This window comes from Colwellia sp. SU-HH01217, assembly GCF_057543495.1.
In genome coordinates, this window is sequence record NZ_BAAJLX010000001.1 from 211,189 (window position 1) to 232,403 (window position 21,215).

A 21,215-nucleotide genomic window follows, 5' to 3' on the forward strand; every position below is an offset into this window, starting at 1 on the left:
TAGCGTTCAAGAATCAAGGGAGTTACAAAGTAGGTTGCTAAACAATGAACCATTTAATTGAAAATCTTAGTGTAAACAAAAGCTTTGGAGGCTGGCACAAACAGTACAGTCACCAATCTAAATCGCTTAACTGTACAATGCGATTTGCGATATATTTACCTCCGCAGGTATCAAAAGGCGAAAAGGTGCCGGTTTTGTATTGGTTGTCAGGCTTAACTTGCACCGATGAAAACTTCATGCAAAAAGCGGGAGCACAGCGAATAGCAGCTGAGTTAGGTATTGCTATTGTTGCACCTGATACTAGCCCTAGAGGTGATGATGTCGCAGATGACGACAACTACGATCTAGGCAAGGGCGCAGGTTTTTATGTTAATGCGACACAAGCTCCTTGGAACCGTCACTACCAAATGTACGACTATGTGGTTAGTGAACTGCCACAAATCATTGAAAGCATGTTTCCTGTGACAGAAAAACGTGCCATTAGTGGTCACTCAATGGGTGGGCATGGCGCTTTAACAATTGCGATGTTAAATCCAGAGAAGTACTGTTCAATGTCTGCATTTAGTCCTATTTGTAACCCAATAAATGTTCCTTGGGGGAAAAAAGCCTTTACTGCTTATTTAGGTAAAAATATAGCGACATGGTCTAATCATGATGCCAGTGAATTAATGCGACAAGCAACGCAATTTGTGCCGGCTAAAGTTGATCAAGGCGGTGGCGATAATTTTTTAACTGAGCAATTAAAACCTGAAACATTAGAAGCGGCAGCAATAGCGAACAATTATCCGTTAACGTTAACTATTCATGAAGGCTATGATCATAGCTATTATTTTATTTCTTCTTTTATTGAAGAACATCTGCGCTTTCATGCAAAGTACTTAAAACGCTAACTCACACAAAACTGTTAACCGCCTAGCAATTAGGCGGTTATTTACATGTTATTTAAATAATTTTACTTTGTAACTAGCGTAAAAATTATAACTTACTATATTTAATTATGAGCCCTATCAATAACTAGGTATAGAACGCCGTTAAACTATTATGGATGCAATTACCACATTAACTGCAAAACTAACCAACCCTAAGATTTCAATTCACGATAAGTTAATTGAAATTTGCCAACGCACACATCAATTAATTGAAGGCTCAGATCGAGTAAGTTTATGGGTATTTTCCAAAGACTTTAACAAAATCACATCTATTTTATGCTACGACTCAACTTCTGGCAGTTTTACCTCGGGTCATGAATTAACGCGTGAAGACTACAACGATTACTTTGATGCCATATTAAATAAAGATGTTATTTATGCACCACAAGCCAGAGAAAACTTATTTACCCTGTGCTTTAATGAAACCTATTTTGAACCCCTCAATATTTACTCTTTACTAGATTTTATTTTACATAAAGATTTTGAACCTATCGGCATCATTTGTTGTGAAAGTATTGGTAAAGAAACGCAATGGACCGATGAGGATATTGAAATTCTACGCCGCATTTCAAACATTAGTTCTTTTTACTTTCAAGTAAATAGTTAAACACTTCAAAGTTGCCTGCTTAGCGTGGCTTTATGAGCTAATCATTACCTCCTGCTACTAAAGAACCACTTATTTATCCCCTTTAATTAGCTACTGTTTATGTGTTCGAATTTTGAACACTAAATGGAAAGTACAACTCAGGATAAGTCAAATTATATAATAAATAACAAATAGGCTTTTTATGAAACATATTTTATTTACACAAGCGTTAAAACAACACTCAAAACTCATTCCTACTTACCTTGGCGCCTTTTTACTGTTATTTTCAGTAAACAGCAGCGCAGGTAGTTGGCAACAAAATGTCTCCATTGGCGGTTTTAACAATGTTCACATTTACACTCCAGACAGTAATTCAGCCATCGGTACAGGTAAGTCATTACTTATCGTTTTACATGGCTGCGTTCAACCAATTAATAACTACTTAACGGCACAATTAGAAAGCGCAGCAGAAGCCCATGGCATGGTAATAGCCGTGCCTGATGCTATGAATAAAGCAGGTTATAGCTGTTGGTCTTATTGGCAAGGCAGTATTTCTAGAAATTCTGGCGATTATAAAAATTTAATCAATTTAGCTAATACCATGAGCGGCGACAGCAATAGAAACATCGACGATAAACAAGTTTACATTACTGGCTTGTCTTCAGGAGCTGCAATGTCAGCACAAACCGCTTGTTTAGCACCTGATATTTTCGCAGGGGTTGCCCCAAGTGCTGGGCCGACAATTGGCACTAGTTCAAGTGGCGCAATCACCACTTGTGAAACAGTTTCAACCTCTACCTTTAAATCGCGCTGTGAAGGTTATGCAGGTTCAGCTAAAACTCACTTTAATACCCAAATTGCTGCCATAGGTCACGGCACAGCAGATAGCACAGTAAACACTTGTTATAACCAACAAAATGCTGATGGTTTTGCTAATGTTTATGGCGTTAATCAACTGTCAGGCACAACCAACCTAAGTGATAGCGCAGGTCATACCGCTGCTCAAACACTTTGGACGGACAACAGAGTTGCTATGTTATGGTTTGATAACCTTGATCATTCATGGTCGGGCGGAGCTGGCGCATCGGGTGATTATATCGATGATAACAGCATTAATTTCGCTGATTATTTAGGGACGTTTTTTACCGAAAACAATCAACGTGTTGACCGTAATTCGGGTCCTGTTATTAGTAATCACGCAGCAAGTGATATAAATAACAGTTTATCAATTTCAGGTAATGCAGTTGACGAAGAAGGCAGTGTAAGCTCAGTAACGTTAACAATTTCTTCACTTGATACTGGTTCAGCGATACTCGTTGAAACAATCAATACAAATGCAGCAGCTAGCGATGGCGCATATTCAGCTAACTCAAGCACATTAACTGATGGTTTATATCAAGTGACAGTATTTGCATTAGATAACGAAAATAAAGCCGGTGATGCTGTTTCGGTAACGACCCGCGTTGGCCCTGAGCCTCCTGCTACTGCCCCAGTATTATCTGGCATAAGTGCAGCAATTTCAGGGCAATGTGCCACGATTACAGGAACTGTTGTTGATGCGAATCAAAACCTTTCAACGGTTACGGTTAGTTTTACAAATGGCACAGTAAATGCCACGGTAAATGCTAACCACTACTCTGCAGAGCAATGTAACTTACCTGGTGGCGATAATAACGCAACAGTCACCGCGAGTGATGCAACCTCGCTATCAAGTACTGACAGCGTACAATTCTCCATTGATGCAGGCGTAACAGGTGACTACAACCTACATATTAATGAAGGTCATATTACTTGGGGTAATGGTTATTCTGCTTGTTATTTAGCTTTTGGTACGGCTGATTTCACTATGCGTGAATACCCTTCTGGCACCAATCAATGCCAATGGATTGCAGACGGTGAACCAAGTTGTGCAGGCTTAAGTCAATCTTGTGTTGGCGGTGGTAGCGGCGATCCAGACAGTGATAATGACGGTGTTGCCGACAGCATAGATAACTGTCCGAATGATGCGAACGCTAACCAAGCTGACAATGATAATGATGGTTTAGGTAATGTTTGTGACAGCACGCCAGACGGAACAATTGTTGACACTGATGGTGATGGTATCGCTGACGGCGTTGATAACTGCCCAAGCATTGCAAACGCCGATCAAGCTGATAATGATAACGATGGTTTAGGTAATGTTTGTGACAGCACGCCAGATCCCGTCACTAGTTGTACTGAAACTACATCGAGCAATTACGCACACGTGCAAGCCAACAGAGCAACCACCAATGGCGCGTATGTATTTGCCGTTGGTTCAGGAGAGAGTATGGGCTTTTATAATATTTTCTATACGTCTACGTTAGCTGAAACATCAGCCAATTACTTTGAAGTGGGTAGTTGTCCATAGTCTTAGAATTATCACGCTTCGGCATTCTTTGTTAATAGCAAAGAGTACCGAAGCGCTTATTTAATATTTTCCTGTCTCAACAAGAATTAGGTAGCAAGTAACTTAAAAAACACTTGCTTGCTGACAGGCAGGAAAGCCTCCAAAACCGACATTAACCAACTAAAAAAATACTATCCAATAAGCAAATAGGCTACAAAATAGAGGGGCGAATAAACTAAATGTGACTGCTTGAGCACTTAGTAGGTGAATCTTTTGATTAGCGCTGTGATTGTTCAGAGATTTCTTCTGCTAAGTATTTATTTCAAGGTAAGTATCTATACCTGTTATAGCTATATTAAGAATACTGATTGTTTGAAAGTATGATACAACACTAAAAATAAAAATAGTTCATTCAATTTTTCCCTATGAATTCTATCCAAATATTCATTGATAAGTACAAATATAATTGATAAACGCCATCCACCAAGCAGCTTATTGATTTTTAAACATTAAATTTCACATACACAACAACCATGTAGCTACCACGAACCTCTATGTGTAGACACTATATATGCGTTAGGTTTTAACATGAAATATATCTTATAACCCTTTCTTTGAAATATTATTAATTAACTCTTTTAGCTCTTCACTAGTAAAGTCCAGAGATACTAATTCTTTTTCTATTGCTCTTTTAGTTGATGGGCTTCTACTTATCGCAACGTTTAATAGTTGAACAACCTGTTCTGTGGCACCTTTCGGTTGCTTTGAACTCCATTTTATCAAGGCTGATGCTGCTTCATATTGTCCCATATTAGCTAATGTACTAAGCACCGTGTTTTGAACATTTTTTGTTGAGCTATTAGATAAATAACTAGTGAGATGAGGTACTAAAGATTCCGTTTGAATTTTTGTCATAGCACCACTTGCGACTGTACTTTTATTTTTTGACTCACTATCAATATAGCTAATTAAATAATCAACCTGTTCGACGTTTGCATGATGAGCAATGCTTTCAGCTAATTCACCTATAAAGGGGTTTTCATCTTCGGATTGAGTAAATGTTTGTTGTGCTAAATCAGTGTAATTTCCACTACGATTTAATTTTTCGATAGACTTTCTAACAGAATAAATGGCATGAGATCCTTGCCAATTATCTTTTGCTACAAAATCAAAGAATATTTCACTTGCTCTTGAAGAATCTACAGCCGCTAATAGACTTAAACTATATTCAATTAACCTATCATCACTCTCATTACCAATATTAGCAACTTGCAGTTGTTCAATAATGAATTGATAGACTTGTTCATTATTAGTTTCTTTTAAGTAATTTAATAACGATTTTTCAGCTGAAAAATCTATTGTTTGGTTGTTGTAAATATTACTTAAAAGCATTTCGGCTATTTGTAGAGCTTCACCTTCTTTAAGCACTTTTAACTCAACTTTATCATTAATCCCTTTGTCTTCGACTATCAGTGAAGTTTCTATTTTAGACGCTGATGTTTTGACTGTAGCTTTTTGAGAAGCGTTTGTACGTAATACCTCATCTGTAACAGACTTAATTGTGTTTACAGATGATGTTTCTAACCGAACAGACGATGGTGTAGGGGAAGGTATAAACAACCAAACAAAAACACCAAAGATGACCAAAATAATAACAGAAATAAGAGTGAGTTTTTTCATTGGACTTACTTCCATCCTAAGTTTATGTATAAGCCTTCAAATAACCAATTAATATCTGACACTTGTTTTGTTTGTTCAGTGTGCAATATATTAGGAGCATTTTGAGTACCTTTTTTGGTTACTCCTACCCCTTCATTTTCCAACAACAAACTTAATTTTTGACTATACACTGGCACTATACCGTCACCAATAAATGACGCTCTAGTTTGACCATTTTCAATATACCTTAACGTTTCAGGGTGTGGGTGATCCCCCGCAAACCATGTGTTATATGCATACAAGTCATAAAAATCAGATAAGCCTGCATCTTTACTTAATATACCAAAACTTGTTCCTTCATACGTTAATTGACCTATTACTAACTGGCTAAGGCTTAACAAGTTCAGATTTAAACCTTGTATCGATGAAGACTCAGGTGATAAATAATCAACACTAGGTGCCTGTAAATCCATTTGATATTCTAACCCAATATCAAATCCAAAATATGTTCTGCTTCCATATAGCATCTCAATAACTTCCCAGTTATCTTCGCACTTACTTCCATCTTGGCGATAAGCACTTTTAGGTATGCAGTTATCATCCATGTATTGATAGAAGCGCCCTAACGGTGAACCTTGATGTGGTGTGCCTGTAGTAGCAAAGCCTTTTACAAATGATTTATTGGTTGTTTGATTATTTTGTAAATAAAAACGTGCTGCTAAACCTCCACGACTATGACCAAACATAAATATTTCTGTATCTTGTCCTAAATGCCCAACAATGCGCTCTATAGCTGCTTCAACTTCATATCCTAAACCTTCAAAAGTAGTGTAATCACCATCACAACCTGAAACATTATTACATGCTTTATTATCTAAACCAGATGCTGAAAAATTCGTGCCTCGGTCAAAAGCACCGAACTCCAAATTAAAGCAACTAATGCCATCGCTATTAGCATCTACCTCTGTTAATTCATCATTATCAACCGTTAATATTTGGCACTTACCATTAAAGAAACTGTCATCATTAATCATAGAATTCCATGTGTCAGGGCTTGAGGCTAAACCATGTAATAACAAAATAGCTTTTTTATATACAACAGCTTCTGCCGTAGCTGACAAATGAAAACTTGAATCCTGCCTTGCTAATATTCCTATATAGTAAGTCGTTATTTGCTGTGTACGCTCTACACACTTTTCTGTTTGGTTATTACTTAAATTAGAACGGCATTGATAATCAAATTTTGTAGGGAAGTCCCCCTGTTTTATATATAAATCAGCATCACCAGATAAGTTAGATAATGTAATATCCAGCATTGCATTCTCTGATGGCTCAACGGTAAAGTATTGCCATTGGCCACGAGTAACATTACCTTCAATTACTTGTGAAATATTTAATATACCTGGGTTATGAATCGTATTATATTCAGCTAAGTATGGGCTTTCATCAATATCATTAAGAATGCCGTCTCCGTCTATGTCAGGATCGCTATTGTTACCAATGCCGTCATTATCGAGATCTTCCCATTCAGTCGGGTTAAGTGGAAATATGTCTATATTATTTTCTACATTATCACCATCTATATCAGGATCACTGTTATTTCCTATACCATCATTATCTAAATCTTCCCATTCTGTTGAGTTATAAGGAAAAGCATCCTGACTATTAAGGATGCTATCACCATCTATATCTTGATCTTCTGTATCAGCCATACCGTCAAGATCTGTATCACCTGATAATTTACCACTACTATCTCTAATCACTCTTACTTGGTTATCACCTCTAGTTCTTAAGGCTAAGTACTCATCAATACTGTCAAAAACACTCTGAGAATCATCAATCAAATTAAGAAGCTTTTCTTTGGATTCTGGCATTAAAGAAAGACGGACTAAATCTGCAGCTAAAGCTGTCTGTTCAGTATTACCAGTGGCAATAAAGTCTTCGAATAGGCTTTGAAACATTAAGTCTAATTTCATACTTATTAGAGATGCTGCTCCTTCTTTATCAAAGACTTTTCTACTTTTTAAGTAAACAAGAGTTGTTAAAGGGGTAATGATTTGTTCACCTTCAGGAGAAGCTAATATGAAATCTTTTTCAACAAAGTTACTTAAACTTTCATCAAAAGTTTTTCCTGCTTCGGCAAAAACGAGAACACTATATTTTGTAGGATCAGTTTCAGAAGAAAGAGTAATAGTTCCTTTCCCATTATCTTGAGTAACAGTAGTTGGTTCATCTGAATCTTGTATGCCATTATTATTTATGTCTAACCAAACTGTAGCTGATCGTAAGTAACCATCGATAACAGTAACAGAATATGTTTGCGTGGTAGCTTGAGGTGGCAGTTGAGGGCTTGTTGTTGGCTCAGATGAACCTCCTCCACCACAAGAAATTAAAACGCTTAACGAAAGTGATACAAATACAGAACGAAGATGGTTATTAACCGTCATCCATGACTCCAAAATTTAACCTTATGAATATATTAAGATTATCTGATAACCTTTCAACATTAGCAAGTTAATCATTGTACATACATCTAATTTTATTGCTTTATTTTCAACTGGTTAACATTAAACAAACCACTTCATAACATATTTTTTAATTTACTTGTCAAAGGCACGTGCTTTTAAGTTGTACATACATTACTAGTAAACAGTACAGTTATTTACAGAACTCCAAGTTATCACAAAACGCCAACTTTACATTAACCTATTTCAGTATCCAATAATGCGTCATGGGCAAGCTTAATTGGTTGGTCTTTTCGTTTAGTAAAAACACCGCCCATTGTATTGATGTATTCACGCTATACAGAAACACTCGCTCCGCCAATTAAGAAACAACGACTAGTGATTATGAATAGGAAATAAGAGATAAAAACCGTTTAATTCACCCATAAAAAAGGTAGCTAGAATGCTACCTTAATAATACAAAAATAATAACCTTACGTTTTAACTTTTAATAAATTTACCAATAAGTTGATAAGTTTCTGCACACTCTTGTTTAACTAAACTATCGAGCAACATATAAGCGTGTATCATGCCATCAAATTTGTGGTGTTCAACAGGTACACCCAAGTTTAACAGTGCTCTTTTATAAGCAAGTCCTTCGTCTCTTAATGGGTCACAACCTGCGGTAATAATAAAGGTTTCAGGCATGTTATTATTCATTGGCATGTAAAGCGGTGAAACGTTTTCCACAGATTTATTAGCATAAAAATCATGGCCAAAGTAATTGTCGAAATACCAGCGTATTTTCTCTTTCTCTAACAAAAATCCCGTGCCATTTTCATCGATTGAGGCGCTGCACATAGTGTAATCAACACTAGGATAAATCAAAATTTGTTTATTAATATTCACATCAGCATTGGTTAAGTTATTACTCGCTAACGTTGTACAAAGCGCTCCTCCACCACTATCTCCTAATGTCATTAACTGATTAGAGTATTTCACTTCTGTTAATAATTTTTTATAATTCGCTAAAACAAACTGACAGTCGTTAATCCCCATAGGATAAGGGTATTCAGGCGCTAAACGATACTCAACCGCAATAACAATACAGTGTCCTGCTTTGGCAACTTTACGACTAATCGTGTCGTATAAAGCGATACTGCCACACATATGTCCGCCGCCATGTAAGTGTACTACAACGGGTAATTCTTCACTTGGAGCTGGACTATAAACCCTCACTGTAACATTCGAGCTACTGCTTTTTTCAACCGTTAGTATTTTTTCTTCAACATAATTAAGCTCTGGCCCTTCTCCTATTAATGCTTCTAATTTATCAAGATTGCCTCGCACTAATTGTGGGGTAAGTTTTACCCCATTTTTCTTCGCTTCTGCGCCAGCTTTATTTGCTTGTTCAATAAAGTCTTTAAGTTTTTCAGATATTACCCCTCGCATGGTTCAACTTCCTTAATAGGTTTATTTTGCACTAATGTTGCTGCCGTTTCAGGCAAAAAGAAACTGCCAATGAAAAACGTACTGCTGACGATACAAATAAGTATAAATGCGAAAGAAAAATCCCCTTGATTGATGTCAACTAACTTACCAAAAAACCATAATACTGCTGTAGCGACAAGGTAGCTTATTGAGTAAAACAAACTAAAGATCACGGTAATTCGTTGGCTGTTCATTTTAGGTAATTCATGGGGGATAGTGACTAAAGCAGTAATTGGGAAAAATATAAAAAAGCCTAATAGCATCGCAGAAACGGTTTGCAATGCTGTTGAAGAGCTAAAAGATAATCCTACAACCGTAGCGGTCACCAATAAACCTGACCAACGAATAACAGGCAAACGCGCAGGGATCTTTTTACTATAAATAATGCCAGCAATTGTGCCAACAATACCAGCACCAATCACCAAAGCACTTTGACTTATGCCTGCTTTAGGGTAAAAAGTAAACAAGCATATATAAAAAGCTAGGATGCCAGAATAAGTTAGTGCGTACACCCAATTAAATTTGTCTTTTAAGCCATCAAGATACGAATAATGCGTATCAAGTACTTGCTCTTTTTCAATAGCGCTTTGCTGTTTTGCATTTTGGTCATTAGCTGTTGATAATTTCTCTTTGTTAACAACTAATAACCAAGAAAAACTAAAAGCAACACTTGCTAGAGAGAAAATAATTAAGGTATTTTGCCAATTACCCGTTAAGCTATTAAAGTTTGCCATTTGCCACAAAATAATGCCGGTACCAACATTAAATGCTACGGCATTTATACCATTAACGGTTGGCCGCTCGTCAGGCTCAAACCACGCCATGACAATGGGGTTGAAGTAGACAATCATAAAAGCGCCTCCTAATCCCATCAAAAAACGACTCACTAATAGTAGCTCGTAATTGGGCGAAAGAGGGGTCAATAAGCCTATTGAAATAAGTAAACCAGAGACGAAAAAAGCATATTTAATTCCTAACTTTAACGCTAACCACGCGGCGATAAAAGTTCCCACTATTTTAGCTAAAGTAACAGCCCCACTGATGAAACTCGCTGATGCTAAACTGTCAATTTCCATCGCTGACATAATTTGATTCATACTTGCGGTGCCACCCACCCAAGCCATAGCAAAAAGGGTGTAACTAATAAAAACAATAACAGCTACTAGATATTTGTTATTGATAGCAGGGAGCTTGGTCGACGATACATTCATATAAGTTAATTCAGCTTGTGATAATCCATTTATTTAGCTTAACCGAATGAAAAATACAATGATGTACTACCTTGGTGCACTGCGTTTAATTTATCCTCGTGATATGCTAAAGCGTGTTGATGTACTTACCTAGGGTTGGATTATAATTTGTTAGTTTGGCTTTCTTTAGATGTATGGTTAATTTCACTACTTTCAGTCGTGTACTTATTATTACTTTTTGTAGTGGCTTATTGGGGACAAGAAAAAGCCGACAAGAAATGGTTTAATCGCCCTTGGGTATATGGCTTATCTATTGGTGTAAGTTGTAGCTCTTGGGCTTTTTACGGCACTGTTGGTCAAGCTGCAGCAACAGGTGCTTGGTTGGCACCGCTTTATATTGGCACTATTTTATGCTTTGTTCTTGCTTGGCCAATGATGCTAAGAATATTGCGCATCACCAAACAACAAAACTTAACCTCAATTGCCGACTTTATTGCTTGTCGTTATGACCGCTCTCCTATTATTGCTACTACTGTGACCATTGTCGCTTTACTGGGCACAATTCCTTATATTGCCTTACAATTACGTGCCATTAGTAAAAGCTTTGATTTACTGACCGGCTCTTATCAATCAGGCATTAGTACCACATTTATTGTTACTATTGTGCTTACTGTTTTTAGTATTTTATTTGGTGCTCGACAAGTCGCGGTAAATAAGCAAAACCAAGGCCTTGTTTTGGCTATTGCTTTTAGCTCTATTATTAAATTATTTTCGTTAACTGCCATAGGAATTTTTGCCACATTTTTTGTTTTTGACGGTCTTAATGATCTGTTCATTCAAAGCGAAAGTATTACAGCGACATCACAAACAACAAGTATTTTCTTTGCCATATCCCAAGCTTTACTAGGTATGTTTACCGTATTTATTTTACCTCAGCAATATCATATGTTGATGATAGAAAATCATCATGAGAATGAGCTGAAAACCGCTCGTTGGTTATACCCTTTCTATTTAATTTTAATCAATTTATTTGTGTTACCCATTGCCTTGGCAGGTCAAAATTTATTTCCAGGTGGCAGCGTTGACGCCGATACGTACGTATTAACTATTCCATTATTTTTTCAACAATCTTGGCTAGCAGGTTTTGCCTATATTGGTGGGTTAGCCGCAGCAACGAGCATGGTAATTGTCGCAACCATTGTATTAAGTACTATGGTAACCACTGAAATTGTTAACCCATTATTACTGCACTACAACGGATTTATCAGTAAACAAAAAACTCAAATATCTCATGTGCTGTTAAATATTCGCCGTATTTTTATTGCCCTACTTTTATTATTAGCCTTTGTTTTTGAAAGAATTATTGACCAACAAAATCATTTATCCACCATTGGTTTACTCTCTTTTGTTTTACTCGCCCAACTCGGACCATTATTTATCGGTGCACTTTATTGGCGAAAAGCGACCACGAAAGCAGCACTAATTAGTTTAATTGCCGGTAGTTTACTTTGGATTTACACCTTATTGTTACCCGCATTAATCCCTAACGCTAACTGGATTGCAACAGGTCCTTTTCAAATAAACTGGTTAAAACCAGACGCGCTGTTTGGCGTAACGACACTTGATAATATTACCCATGGTTTATTTTTTAGCTTATTCGTTAATTGCGCGTGCTATTTCATCATCTCGTTACTGACACACAGAAGTGTTGGCGAAAGAATTCAAACAGAATTATTTATCAATAAACAGCAAAACGCTTTTGAACAAAACCTAACCAATAAAGATCTCTACCAGCTTCTTCAGCGTTTTGTTAATAAAGAAGCAGCAGAGCAATTGTTTCTACATCGCAATAATAATCAATCGAACGCTAAAACATTAGCAAAAATCAATAATCAAGCAGCTGAACAGTCATTAATTAATTCCACACGATTACAGCTTTCCAGTGTATTAGGATCCGCTTCCACACGTATGGTTATGAAGGCAGCAACTCAACAACAAGCTATGCCTTTAGAAGATGTGGTAAGTATTGTTGATGAAGCAAACCAACTCTTTCAGTTTAACCGTGAATTACTTCAAGCAGGTGTTGAAAACATTGAGCAAGGTATCAGCGTAATTGATGCTGATATGCGCCTAGTTGCTTGGAATAACCGCTATGTAACCCTACTTGATTACCCTAGCGAGATGGTTACAGTTGGTACTCCTATTGCTGAGTTAATCCGCTTTAATACTGAACGAGGGGTTATAGCGACGAACAAAGAAAATAATAATATTGATGCATTAATTGAGCGACGTCTCAATTATATGCGCGCGGGTAATAATCATTATTTTCAGCGACAAATGCCTAATGGCATTGTCTTAGAGATACGTGGTCAAGCCATGCCAGGGGGTGGTTTTGTAAGTACATTTTCTGATATTACCGCGCATATTGAAGCAGAAAAATATTTACAAAAAACCAATGAAACACTTGAAAAAAGAGTCGAAGAGCGCACGCTAGAATTAACCCTTGCTAAAGCCGAAGCTGAAGCTGCCAATCGCAGTAAAACTCGGTTTTTAGCTGCCGCCAGCCATGATTTAATGCAACCTTTTAATGCGTTAAGTTTATTTACTTCTGTTCTTAAACAAAAGGCACAAGGCTCAAATTTAGAAGCAATTACCAACAATATCAGTGATTCTTTAGTCGCCGCAGAAGCACTTTTGTCTGATTTAGTTGAAATATCAAAACTAGATGGTGGCTCACAACCCGTTGAGCACTCTTCATTTGATATTAATGAATTGTTAGCTCCTTTAGCACAAGAGTTTACCGCGATTGCTTTAAATAAAAAGGTGGCATTTTCTTACCAAACGTCACACTGCATTGTGCATTCTGATAAAAATTTATTGCGCCGTATTATTCAAAACTTCCTCAGTAACGCGTTTAATTATTGCCAACAAGGTAAGATTTTATTAGGAGTTAGGCGACATAAAACGAGTATTTCAGTAGAGGTTTGGGATACAGGCCCCGGTATTGCTCAAGATAAACAACAATTAATTTTTAAAGAATTTGAACGCCTGTCTGTGAATCATGATCAACCGGGACTAGGGTTAGGTTTAGCAATTTCTCAACAAATATCGCAGCTCATCAATACCCCGATAGCCCTTCAATCAGTTGTTAATAAAGGTAGCTGTTTTCAAGTTAATGTTTCTTTAAGTTCAAAAGAAGATGCTCAAAGTATTATTGAGCAAACTAATAAGTTGCTTGAGCCAAATATCGCTATGGCTGAATCTGCCAATGAAAATACCAATAATCAAGACGTGATTTTAGTGATTGATAACGATCCCTTAGTACTAAAAGCAATGACTTCTTTGTTGGAGAATTGGCATTATCAAGTGCTAGGAGTAAACGATAAACTCGCCTTTGAACAATTAACGTTAAGCAAAGCGCCATTACTCATTGTTGCTGATTACCACCTAGATAATCAAGTAAACGGTGTTGATTTAGTGCTTGAAATAGTTAAAGAAAAGCAATGGGCTGTTCCTTGTATTATCAATTCAGCTGATCCTTCGGAAACTGTACGCCAGCACACAAGTAACGCAAAGTTTAGTTTTATTCGCAAGCCAGTTAAACCACTGGCCTTGAGAAGGTTAATCAAACAATTAACCTAAGGGCCGTGGATTTTATAGTTGTATTGGTTCGATAAGTGATAAGATCATTAACAGTTAATTCAACTACATAATTAGCAGTTTTATCGGAGAACACATGGACGTTTGTCAAACCCAAAGGCTCAGTATTAGGCAATTTAAAGAAAGTGACGCTGAATTTATCCTCGAACTTTTAAACGAAGAAGCCTTTATTCAAAACATAAACGATAAGCAAGTAAGAAACACTAGCGATGCGATTAATTATCTTCGCAGTGGGCCAATGGCCAGCTATCAAAAATATGGTTACGGCTTGTATTTAGTGCAACTAAAAGACACTAAGACTCCTATTGGCATGTGTGGTTTTCTCAAAAGGGATGATTTTGAGTATGCCGACATAGGCTACTCTCTATTAGAAGCCTTTTGGTCTAAGGGCTATGCTAAAGAAGCAGCAATAGCAGTACTTGATTACGCACATAAAACTCATCATTTAACTACTGTACTTGCGGCAACTTTACCGAGTAATATTGGCTCAATAAGCTTACTTGAAAAATTAGGCTTTAGCTTAAAAGGTACACTCGAAATGTACGGCGAGTTTAGTCATTTATACCAATTAACCTTACCTCAAAGTAATTAAATCAACTTCTTTTATTGCGCGTGTTGCTATAGAATCCACCTTTAAATTTTACTGATAGCCAATTCACCTCCTTTCAAAAGCGACACTCAATAAATGACTGATATAACAATAGTAACGCACAATGGTAATTTTCATGCTGATGATGTTTTCAGCGTTGCAGCACTTTGTCATGACCTTGGTAAGGTATCATTCCAAAATACGAACTACCTAGTCATAAACAGCACGAACTAAAAGGGCTTCCTTTGGTTGAAATCTCCTGCAACCATTTTAAAGTCTCCAATGAATACAAAAAATTGCCATTAAAAGTATGCCAATTTCACTTACATAGCCATAAATTTTTTGAGCTTAAACCAAGCACTATTTTAACCTTATTCAACCAACTTGATGTATAGCAAAAACCACAAGAATTTGAAGACTTCTTAGTTGCTTGTGAAACTGATACTAAAGGCAGGTTAGGGTTTGAGGAAAAGTCCTATCCGCAAGCTAATTTTCTCCGTCTTACCGCACATAAATGTTTAAAAGTAAGGCCAAAAAATTTATCGAACAAGGTATACATGGGAAATTTATTAAAGAAAGTCTCGGTTTAAATAGAATAAACTTAAACGCATACATATTGACAACGCCTTATAGGCAATGGTAGCGTAAATGATGCAGATTAAATATTGTTTTATTTAATATTCCAAAGGAATGGAAAAGTTGCTCTAGGATGATTCCTACCATTTAATTTATTCCATTCCCTTGAGTTCAAAAAACTGCATTTTATTAATAATAAATTGGAGAATAATAATGGATTTGATTCATTCAAAAGAATATGACACCAATGAAAGTAGTGTTGAAAACCTTGAGGTAATTTCGACTCATGACGTTGTAGAGCTGGAACAACGCTTCGAATACGATACAAATATCACTATTTGTCATTATGAATGGCACTAGATAAGGGAACTCTTATGGAAAGTAATGATATTTCATGTGAAAACTGTGAGTTATTAGTTATAGAGTCAATTAACGATGTTGAAGAGTTAGAACAACGTTATGAGTATGATGAAACGGTTTGGCTTTGCCGATACACCGTACACTTTTAAGAATAAAAGGTCGTAGTGATAGGTTACCTGTCACTACTTTTTAATCATGCAAAAAACAATCAAATTAACAGTCTTATCTAATTTTCTTCGATTAGGGGCATCTTCTTCAAGTGAGGTTTACTCTCATTTAAGAAAGTGGCTACAATATCAAAAAAAATTGCAAGGAATTTTAGCTACTCAATCTATAAACCAATTTAGCCTCGAACCATCTGATGAAAGCTGTGATATTGAAAATAGATTTTTCGTTACAGCTCACTTTGGTATGTACCCACTAATCATTAAGTACCTATCAAATATATTCCCAGAAAGAGAAATTATTTGTTTAGTTGGTAAACAAAAATCAATTCAAGGCATTACACATCTAACTAAAATTTTAAGTTTAAATGTCAAGTATATCGAAGTAGGCGATTCCCTAATGTTTTTTAGAAGACTCATTAGGCTTAACAAGAAGGGCGTGATCTTTTTATCACTGATAGATATTCCTTTAGGGATTTCTGATAAAAATGAACAATGGCTACCATTCTTAAATGGAAATATTAAAGTCAAAACAGGTTTGTTGAAAATCGCCAAAAAATTAAAATTACCTGTTCGCTTTATAATTTCTAGTCTAGATATCAAGACGAACAATGTGCCTATAAATAGCTATTCAGTAAATGATATTGACTCCATCTTCAACATTTTTAGTTCTTTTGTCGATAAACATCCCTATATGTGGGATAAAGTGATGGATGTTTTTAAATTTTATGAAAGCTCCATCGAACAAGGTATATACATTCCTTTCAAGTTGCAAAATGAATATTTTACGCTAGATGTATCCAGTAATCAGGTACATAAGATTAACGATACATTTTATAAAAAATTATATGATTTAAAAACTATTGAAAAAGCAAACAATAAACTATTCGAACACTATAAAAGACAGATAAATGAACAAACTAATTTCAACATTCAACGAGCAATATGATTCTTTAATAGAGTCAGTTACTGAGTTAAATGGTAATTTTATCATTAGAACTATAGATGGTCGTTTTTTTAAGTTCGGTAATGAATCAATTGATTTATTAAATGCCCTTAAAAGTAATATTGTCGTAGATGAGCATCAAGAAAATAAACTTGAACTATTCATTAATAATGTATTACTACCTAAAGGCTTATACCAGCTACAAGGTACTAAAAAGAATTACTTACCTAAAAAGCCAAAATTAACATTACATGTTGAATTATTTAGTTCTTCTTTTGTGACTAAAATATGTAGTTTTTTTATGTGGATGTTTACTCCTTTTGTAGTGTGTTCTTTTGTCATTTCATCATTATTAATAAACCTTAAGTATTTTGAGCAACACTCTCATGTGTTTTCTTATGAATATATATTTTCTTACACACCTTCAGAGATAATTTTTGTTCTCTGCTTGTCTATTACTACCTCTCTATTTCATGAATTAGGTCACGCAACTTGTTGCAAAAAACTGTCTGGAAAAGCTGGAGATATAGGTTTTGGTGTGAATTTCTTTATACCTGTATTTTACGCAAATGTATCAAATGTCCACATATTATCTAGCAATCAAAAAGCTGCGATTGCTATATCTGGAGTTTACTTTCAGTTAATATTAGCTACTAGCCTTATTTTCCTAATTCCAATATTCCCTGAAATAGAAAAATACATAGTCCTTAACTTGATTGGGATGTTATTCAATTCCATCCCATTTTTTAGAAATGATGGATACTGGCTTCTAAATGATTTACTTAAAAAAGAAGACTTGCTGAAAGAAACAATGATACGGCTTAAAAGCTTTAAGCATATTCAAACCATACATGTTATCTACGGCACTTTAATCATAATATTTTTTACAGTTGCTATATTGCTAATGTTTAATTTTGTGATAAATAGAGGCCCATCAATAATTACAGAAATAGTTAATCACCAAAGTCGTAATTTTTCGATCTATCTAAAGGCAGTGTTAGTAGCATTTCATTATATAGTGATCACAATTTCAGTTTGGATGCTGCTAAACAGCATTTACAAAAAAATAACCCAGAAACTCAAGCTTACAACCACAAAGGCTAGTTAGATGAAAAAAATTATAACCATTATCTTTATTTTATGTGTTACCGCATGCTCCGTCACTGTTAATGAAGACATGATCGCGTCTCCTTCAAAAGATATCAACTCCCAAAATCTTGAAGTTTTATCTAAGGCATATAACATTGTTGAACTATACGCAAAGGATGGTTCAAAACTCTTCGCTCTAAAAAAATATAACCCTAACATCAAAACAACACTTGTTGTATTTCATGGTAATGCTTTGAATCTTACCCTACAGCCTTGGTTTGGCACACTCAATACTTTGAATGAACTAAACATTAATATTCTAGCTATTGATTATAGAGGGTTTGGGGAGAGTGAGGGAAAAGCAAGTTTTAGCCACATGAAAGAAGATGCACTGTCTACACTGAGTATTGTGCCTAATGATCAAGATGTTTATGTTTATGGCCTATCGCTTGGTTCTGTCATGGCAACTGAAGTTATGACAGATAAGAGAGTAAAAGGCGTCATCATTGAAGGTGGGATCACAAACCAAAATGAAATGATTGACCTATTTAAGTCTAGAAAAACATTTGGCTCTTTATTTACCGTTGAACTTGATGAAAACCTTAAATTTGATACACCTAAGCTAATTAAAAGCCACCAAACACCACTACTTGTTATTCACGGTACTCAAGATAAAAATATCCCCGTAAGTATGGGGAAAGCAATTTTTAACGCTTCAACCCATACAGATAGTAGATTGTTTTTGGTCGATAACGGTGGTCATTGTGACACATTTTCTGTTGATAAGGATGAGTATTTAGAAAGATTAAATGCTTTTATCAATTAAAATTATCTAAATATGCAGTGGCATAATTCCTTATATCACTGCACCACTCACTTTATTAAGAATATGCTTTAATGAGCAATAATAAAACTTGCGTCATTTGTGCTTGTCTATCGCTTATAATGATAGCAAGTTGTAAATCTATACCTACAGTTAATTATCAGAAAGATCGAGATGTAGATTACAGAGACACATACTCCAATATCGAAAGTATGGTGTAATATCAAAAGGATCAATTCTACTTAATCGAACATAAAGCAAACACAAAATGTTTGAGAAAGAAAATAGATAATTTAGTAGAAGCTCACTTACACAACTATCGAGAAGCATTCCTCCTAAAAACTAAAATACTGGAGCCGTGTGATTAACCTATAACTAATTACGAAACGAATCTAATTCAGATAATTTTGATATTTAAAATAATTCTAAAATATGTGAAAAACCTAACTACACCATTAAATTTCACACTTTTATATCAGCTAAATTAAAACTAAGTCAATTTTACAATGGCCTAAGTTATATACATTCAAACTATAAAAAATGTAATAGTAGGCGAGTTTAGTCATTTATACCAATTAACCTTACCTCAAAGTAATTAAATCAACTTCTTTTATTGCGCGTGTTGCTATAGAATCCACCTTTAAATTTTACTGATAGCCAATTCACCTCCTTTCAAAAGCGACACTCAATAAATGACTGATATAACAATAGTAACGCACAATGGTAATTTTCATGCTGATGATGTTTTCAGCGTTGCAGCACTTAAAAGCATTTTTCCAACGTCTAAGCTTATACGTACCCGAGATAAAGATATTATCAATCAAGCAGATATCGTTCTTGATGTAGGCGGTGAGTATAACCCTGATAATGGCCGTTTTGATCATCACCAACGCGGTGGGGCTGGCGCGCGAGAAAATGGTATTCCGTTTTCATCGTTTGGCTTAATTTGGCAAAAATATGGCTTACAAATATGTCAAGGCAATCAAGAAGTCGCCAACTCGCTTGATGCAGATTTGGTATCGACCATTGATGCTATTGATTGTGGGTATGTTCAAGGGACAACCAAAGACTTAAACCAAGGGATCAGCCTTAGCCAAACAATCTCAATGTTTAACCCAACATGGCAAGAAGACAGCCACTTTGATACTTGCTTTGAAGAAGCAGTAAATTTTGCTTCGCGTGTACTAAAGCGTTTTATCGCCACCGCAACTGGTGGAATTAACGCTAAAGCAATTGTCGAACAGGCCATTAACGATGCTACAGATCCAAGAATAATCGTATTAGAACAATATACGCCTTGGAAAAGAACAGTTCATGCTTTATCACAAGAAGCTTTATACATACTTTACCCTTCACCTACAGGTCAATGGCGTGTTCAAACAGTTCCGGTTGAACCTGGATCATTCGATGACAGAAAGCCTTTACCTGAACAATGGGCAGGTCTATCGGATGACGCCCTTCAAGAAGTCACAGGGTTAAGCGATGCAATGTTTTGTCATAATGGATTATTTATCGCCGGTGCCAAGTCATTTGAAAGTACAATGAAAATGGCAAAAATGGCAGTTAGCAGCTCATAAAAGTCCGATTGTTCAACGCAATACAAACTTGTTCAATAACGAATGTAAATGTCAGTTTACTTTACACAGGGTAATATTTTACGTTTATTAAAAACTTAAACGATTGAATAATAACAATATAAAATAACTGGCCCAATTAATGCTTTATAAATATTAATGTACATTAATCAAGTTTTATAATTACAGGACTTCTACATGAAATTTAATTTTTTAAAGGTTTTATTACCACTTACTCTATGTTTCGGTTTTATGGCAAGCGCACAAGCCAGCCTGATTACTAGCTACAACCCAACTGATATTAATTCATCTTATGCATCTAATAGTGTTCAAGACTGGTTTGACGTAGAAATTTCAAATCAATTTGAATCTTTTGACTTATCTTTTAACTGGGGCGATCAAGGTTGGGGTAACAGAAAAGGACGTTTATATTATAGTATTTCTGGCGAAAACTGGATTGATTTTGGTTTACTAGCTGAGCATAGTTTTACTGATCAACTAGTATCGATTACTCGTAATGAATTAGCTTTTTTTGACCAGCCTACAATCTTAAAATTTGGTTATGTTGTCGGTGGCGGTGGTGGTCATAGATTAAATGTAAGTAATACAAATTTAGCAGTAAACGAAATTCCAGAGCCTACGACTTTAGCAATATTTGCTCTAGCTATGCTCGGATTAGCGTCTCGTAAAACAAGTAAATAATTGTTAACCGCTCGTTTCATGATTAAAGCACCTTAAATAAGGTGCTTTTTTTATCGCTATTGATA

16 protein-coding genes and 1 pseudogene are annotated in these 21,215 nt (G+C 35.7%); 13 read left to right on the top strand and 4 right to left on the bottom strand.

Features of this window, described 5'->3' with window-relative positions; translation table 11 throughout:
- The first annotated feature begins 44 nt into the window (after nt 1-44).
- From fghA to AC27G3_RS00865, 3 genes are all read left to right on the top strand, one after another.
- Entirely contained in the window at nt 45-890 is an 846-nt protein-coding gene (fghA, locus tag AC27G3_RS00855; protein ID WP_487117929.1) for an S-formylglutathione hydrolase, read from the top strand.
- Nucleotides 891-1,041: 151 nt separating this feature from the next.
- Nucleotides 1,042-1,536 (top strand): GAF domain-containing protein, encoded by a 495-nt coding sequence (locus AC27G3_RS00860; RefSeq protein WP_487117930.1) that lies wholly within the window; start codon nt 1,042-1,044, stop codon nt 1,534-1,536.
- A 181-nt stretch (nt 1,537-1,717) separates the two neighbouring features.
- Nucleotides 1,718-3,904 carry an extracellular catalytic domain type 1 short-chain-length polyhydroxyalkanoate depolymerase gene (locus AC27G3_RS00865; protein WP_487117931.1) on the top strand — a complete coding sequence of 729 codons (2,187 nt, stop codon included), beginning with the start codon at nt 1,718-1,720 and terminating at the stop codon, nt 3,902-3,904.
- 579 nt (nt 3,905-4,483) lie between these two features.
- Here AC27G3_RS00865 and AC27G3_RS00870 read toward each other — a convergent pair.
- From AC27G3_RS00870 to AC27G3_RS00885, 4 genes are all read right to left on the bottom strand, one after another.
- Nucleotides 4,484-5,563, bottom strand: coding sequence for a hypothetical protein (locus AC27G3_RS00870; RefSeq protein WP_487117932.1), 1,080 nt, complete (start codon nt 5,561-5,563; stop codon nt 4,484-4,486).
- A 5-nt stretch (nt 5,564-5,568) separates the two neighbouring features.
- On the bottom strand, nt 5,569-7,989 hold the full coding sequence (locus tag AC27G3_RS00875) for a thrombospondin type 3 repeat-containing protein (RefSeq protein WP_487117933.1): 2,421 nt from the start codon (nt 7,987-7,989) through the stop codon (nt 5,569-5,571).
- Nucleotides 7,990-8,487: 498 nt separating this feature from the next.
- The gene (locus AC27G3_RS00880; RefSeq protein ID WP_487117934.1) at nt 8,488-9,438 is read right to left on the bottom strand and encodes an alpha/beta hydrolase; all 951 of its coding nucleotides are present in this window, start codon (nt 9,436-9,438) and stop codon (nt 8,488-8,490) included.
- Complete coding sequence (locus AC27G3_RS00885; RefSeq protein ID WP_487117935.1) at nt 9,426-10,688, bottom strand: MFS transporter; 1,263 nt, start codon at nt 10,686-10,688, stop codon at nt 9,426-9,428. Before AC27G3_RS00885 ends, AC27G3_RS00880 begins: the two co-directional genes overlap by 13 nt.
- A gap of 147 nt (nt 10,689-10,835) precedes the next feature.
- Here AC27G3_RS00885 and AC27G3_RS00890 point away from each other — a divergent pair, with 147 nt between their 5' ends.
- From AC27G3_RS00890 to AC27G3_RS00935, 10 genes and pseudogenes are all read left to right on the top strand, one after another.
- Nucleotides 10,836-14,309 carry a hybrid sensor histidine kinase/response regulator gene (locus AC27G3_RS00890; protein WP_487117936.1) on the top strand — a complete coding sequence of 1,158 codons (3,474 nt, stop codon included), beginning with the start codon at nt 10,836-10,838 and terminating at the stop codon, nt 14,307-14,309.
- Nucleotides 14,310-14,403: 94 nt separating this feature from the next.
- Nucleotides 14,404-14,919, top strand: coding sequence for a GNAT family N-acetyltransferase (locus AC27G3_RS00895; RefSeq protein ID WP_487117937.1), 516 nt, complete (start codon nt 14,404-14,406; stop codon nt 14,917-14,919).
- A 93-nt stretch (nt 14,920-15,012) separates the two neighbouring features.
- Nucleotides 15,013-15,084: pseudogene (locus AC27G3_RS00900) on the top strand (MYG1 family protein); the annotation flags it as partial.
- A 621-nt stretch (nt 15,085-15,705) separates the two neighbouring features.
- Nucleotides 15,706-15,852, top strand: coding sequence for a hypothetical protein (locus AC27G3_RS00905; protein ID WP_487117938.1), 147 nt, complete (start codon nt 15,706-15,708; stop codon nt 15,850-15,852).
- 14 nt (nt 15,853-15,866) lie between these two features.
- Nucleotides 15,867-16,001 (top strand): hypothetical protein, encoded by a 135-nt coding sequence (locus AC27G3_RS00910; RefSeq protein ID WP_487117939.1) that lies wholly within the window; start codon nt 15,867-15,869, stop codon nt 15,999-16,001.
- A 46-nt stretch (nt 16,002-16,047) separates the two neighbouring features.
- Complete coding sequence (locus AC27G3_RS00915) at nt 16,048-16,965, top strand: hypothetical protein (RefSeq protein WP_487117940.1); 918 nt, start codon at nt 16,048-16,050, stop codon at nt 16,963-16,965.
- The gene (locus AC27G3_RS00920) at nt 16,928-18,070 is read left to right on the top strand and encodes a zinc metalloprotease (RefSeq protein WP_487117941.1); all 1,143 of its coding nucleotides are present in this window, start codon (nt 16,928-16,930) and stop codon (nt 18,068-18,070) included. The genes AC27G3_RS00915 and AC27G3_RS00920 overlap by 38 nt, the downstream gene beginning before the upstream one ends.
- Entirely contained in the window at nt 18,071-18,877 is an 807-nt protein-coding gene (locus AC27G3_RS00925; protein ID WP_487117942.1) for an alpha/beta hydrolase, read from the top strand. It begins immediately after the preceding gene.
- Nucleotides 18,878-19,566: 689 nt separating this feature from the next.
- Nucleotides 19,567-20,451, top strand: a complete 885-nt coding sequence (locus tag AC27G3_RS00930) for an MYG1 family protein (RefSeq protein WP_487117943.1) — start codon at nt 19,567-19,569, stop codon at nt 20,449-20,451.
- Nucleotides 20,452-20,646: 195 nt separating this feature from the next.
- The gene (locus tag AC27G3_RS00935; RefSeq protein ID WP_487117944.1) at nt 20,647-21,150 is read left to right on the top strand and encodes a PEP-CTERM sorting domain-containing protein; all 504 of its coding nucleotides are present in this window, start codon (nt 20,647-20,649) and stop codon (nt 21,148-21,150) included.
- The last annotated feature ends 65 nt before the right edge of the window (nt 21,151-21,215 follow it).

Coding starts and splice junctions, on each gene's coding strand:
- AC27G3_RS00885 (WP_487117935.1), bottom strand. CDS start 10,688: ATGAATGTATCGTCGACCAAGCTCCCTGCTATCAATAACAAATATCTA.
- AC27G3_RS00925 (WP_487117942.1), top strand. CDS start 18,071: ATGAAAAAAATTATAACCATTATCTTTATTTTATGTGTTACCGCATGC.
- AC27G3_RS00920 (WP_487117941.1), top strand. CDS start 16,928: ATGAACAAACTAATTTCAACATTCAACGAGCAATATGATTCTTTAATA.
- AC27G3_RS00870 (WP_487117932.1), bottom strand. CDS start 5,563: ATGAAAAAACTCACTCTTATTTCTGTTATTATTTTGGTCATCTTTGGT.
- AC27G3_RS00875 (WP_487117933.1), bottom strand. CDS start 7,989: ATGACGGTTAATAACCATCTTCGTTCTGTATTTGTATCACTTTCGTTA.
- AC27G3_RS00910 (WP_487117939.1), top strand. CDS start 15,867: ATGGAAAGTAATGATATTTCATGTGAAAACTGTGAGTTATTAGTTATA.
- AC27G3_RS00865 (WP_487117931.1), top strand. CDS start 1,718: ATGAAACATATTTTATTTACACAAGCGTTAAAACAACACTCAAAACTC.
- AC27G3_RS00860 (WP_487117930.1), top strand. CDS start 1,042: ATGGATGCAATTACCACATTAACTGCAAAACTAACCAACCCTAAGATT.
- AC27G3_RS00905 (WP_487117938.1), top strand. CDS start 15,706: ATGGATTTGATTCATTCAAAAGAATATGACACCAATGAAAGTAGTGTT.
- fghA (WP_487117929.1), top strand. CDS start 45: ATGAACCATTTAATTGAAAATCTTAGTGTAAACAAAAGCTTTGGAGGC.
- AC27G3_RS00880 (WP_487117934.1), bottom strand. CDS start 9,438: ATGCGAGGGGTAATATCTGAAAAACTTAAAGACTTTATTGAACAAGCA.
- AC27G3_RS00935 (WP_487117944.1), top strand. CDS start 20,647: ATGAAATTTAATTTTTTAAAGGTTTTATTACCACTTACTCTATGTTTC.
- AC27G3_RS00915 (WP_487117940.1), top strand. CDS start 16,048: ATGCAAAAAACAATCAAATTAACAGTCTTATCTAATTTTCTTCGATTA.
- AC27G3_RS00895 (WP_487117937.1), top strand. CDS start 14,404: ATGGACGTTTGTCAAACCCAAAGGCTCAGTATTAGGCAATTTAAAGAA.
- AC27G3_RS00930 (WP_487117943.1), top strand. CDS start 19,567: ATGACTGATATAACAATAGTAACGCACAATGGTAATTTTCATGCTGAT.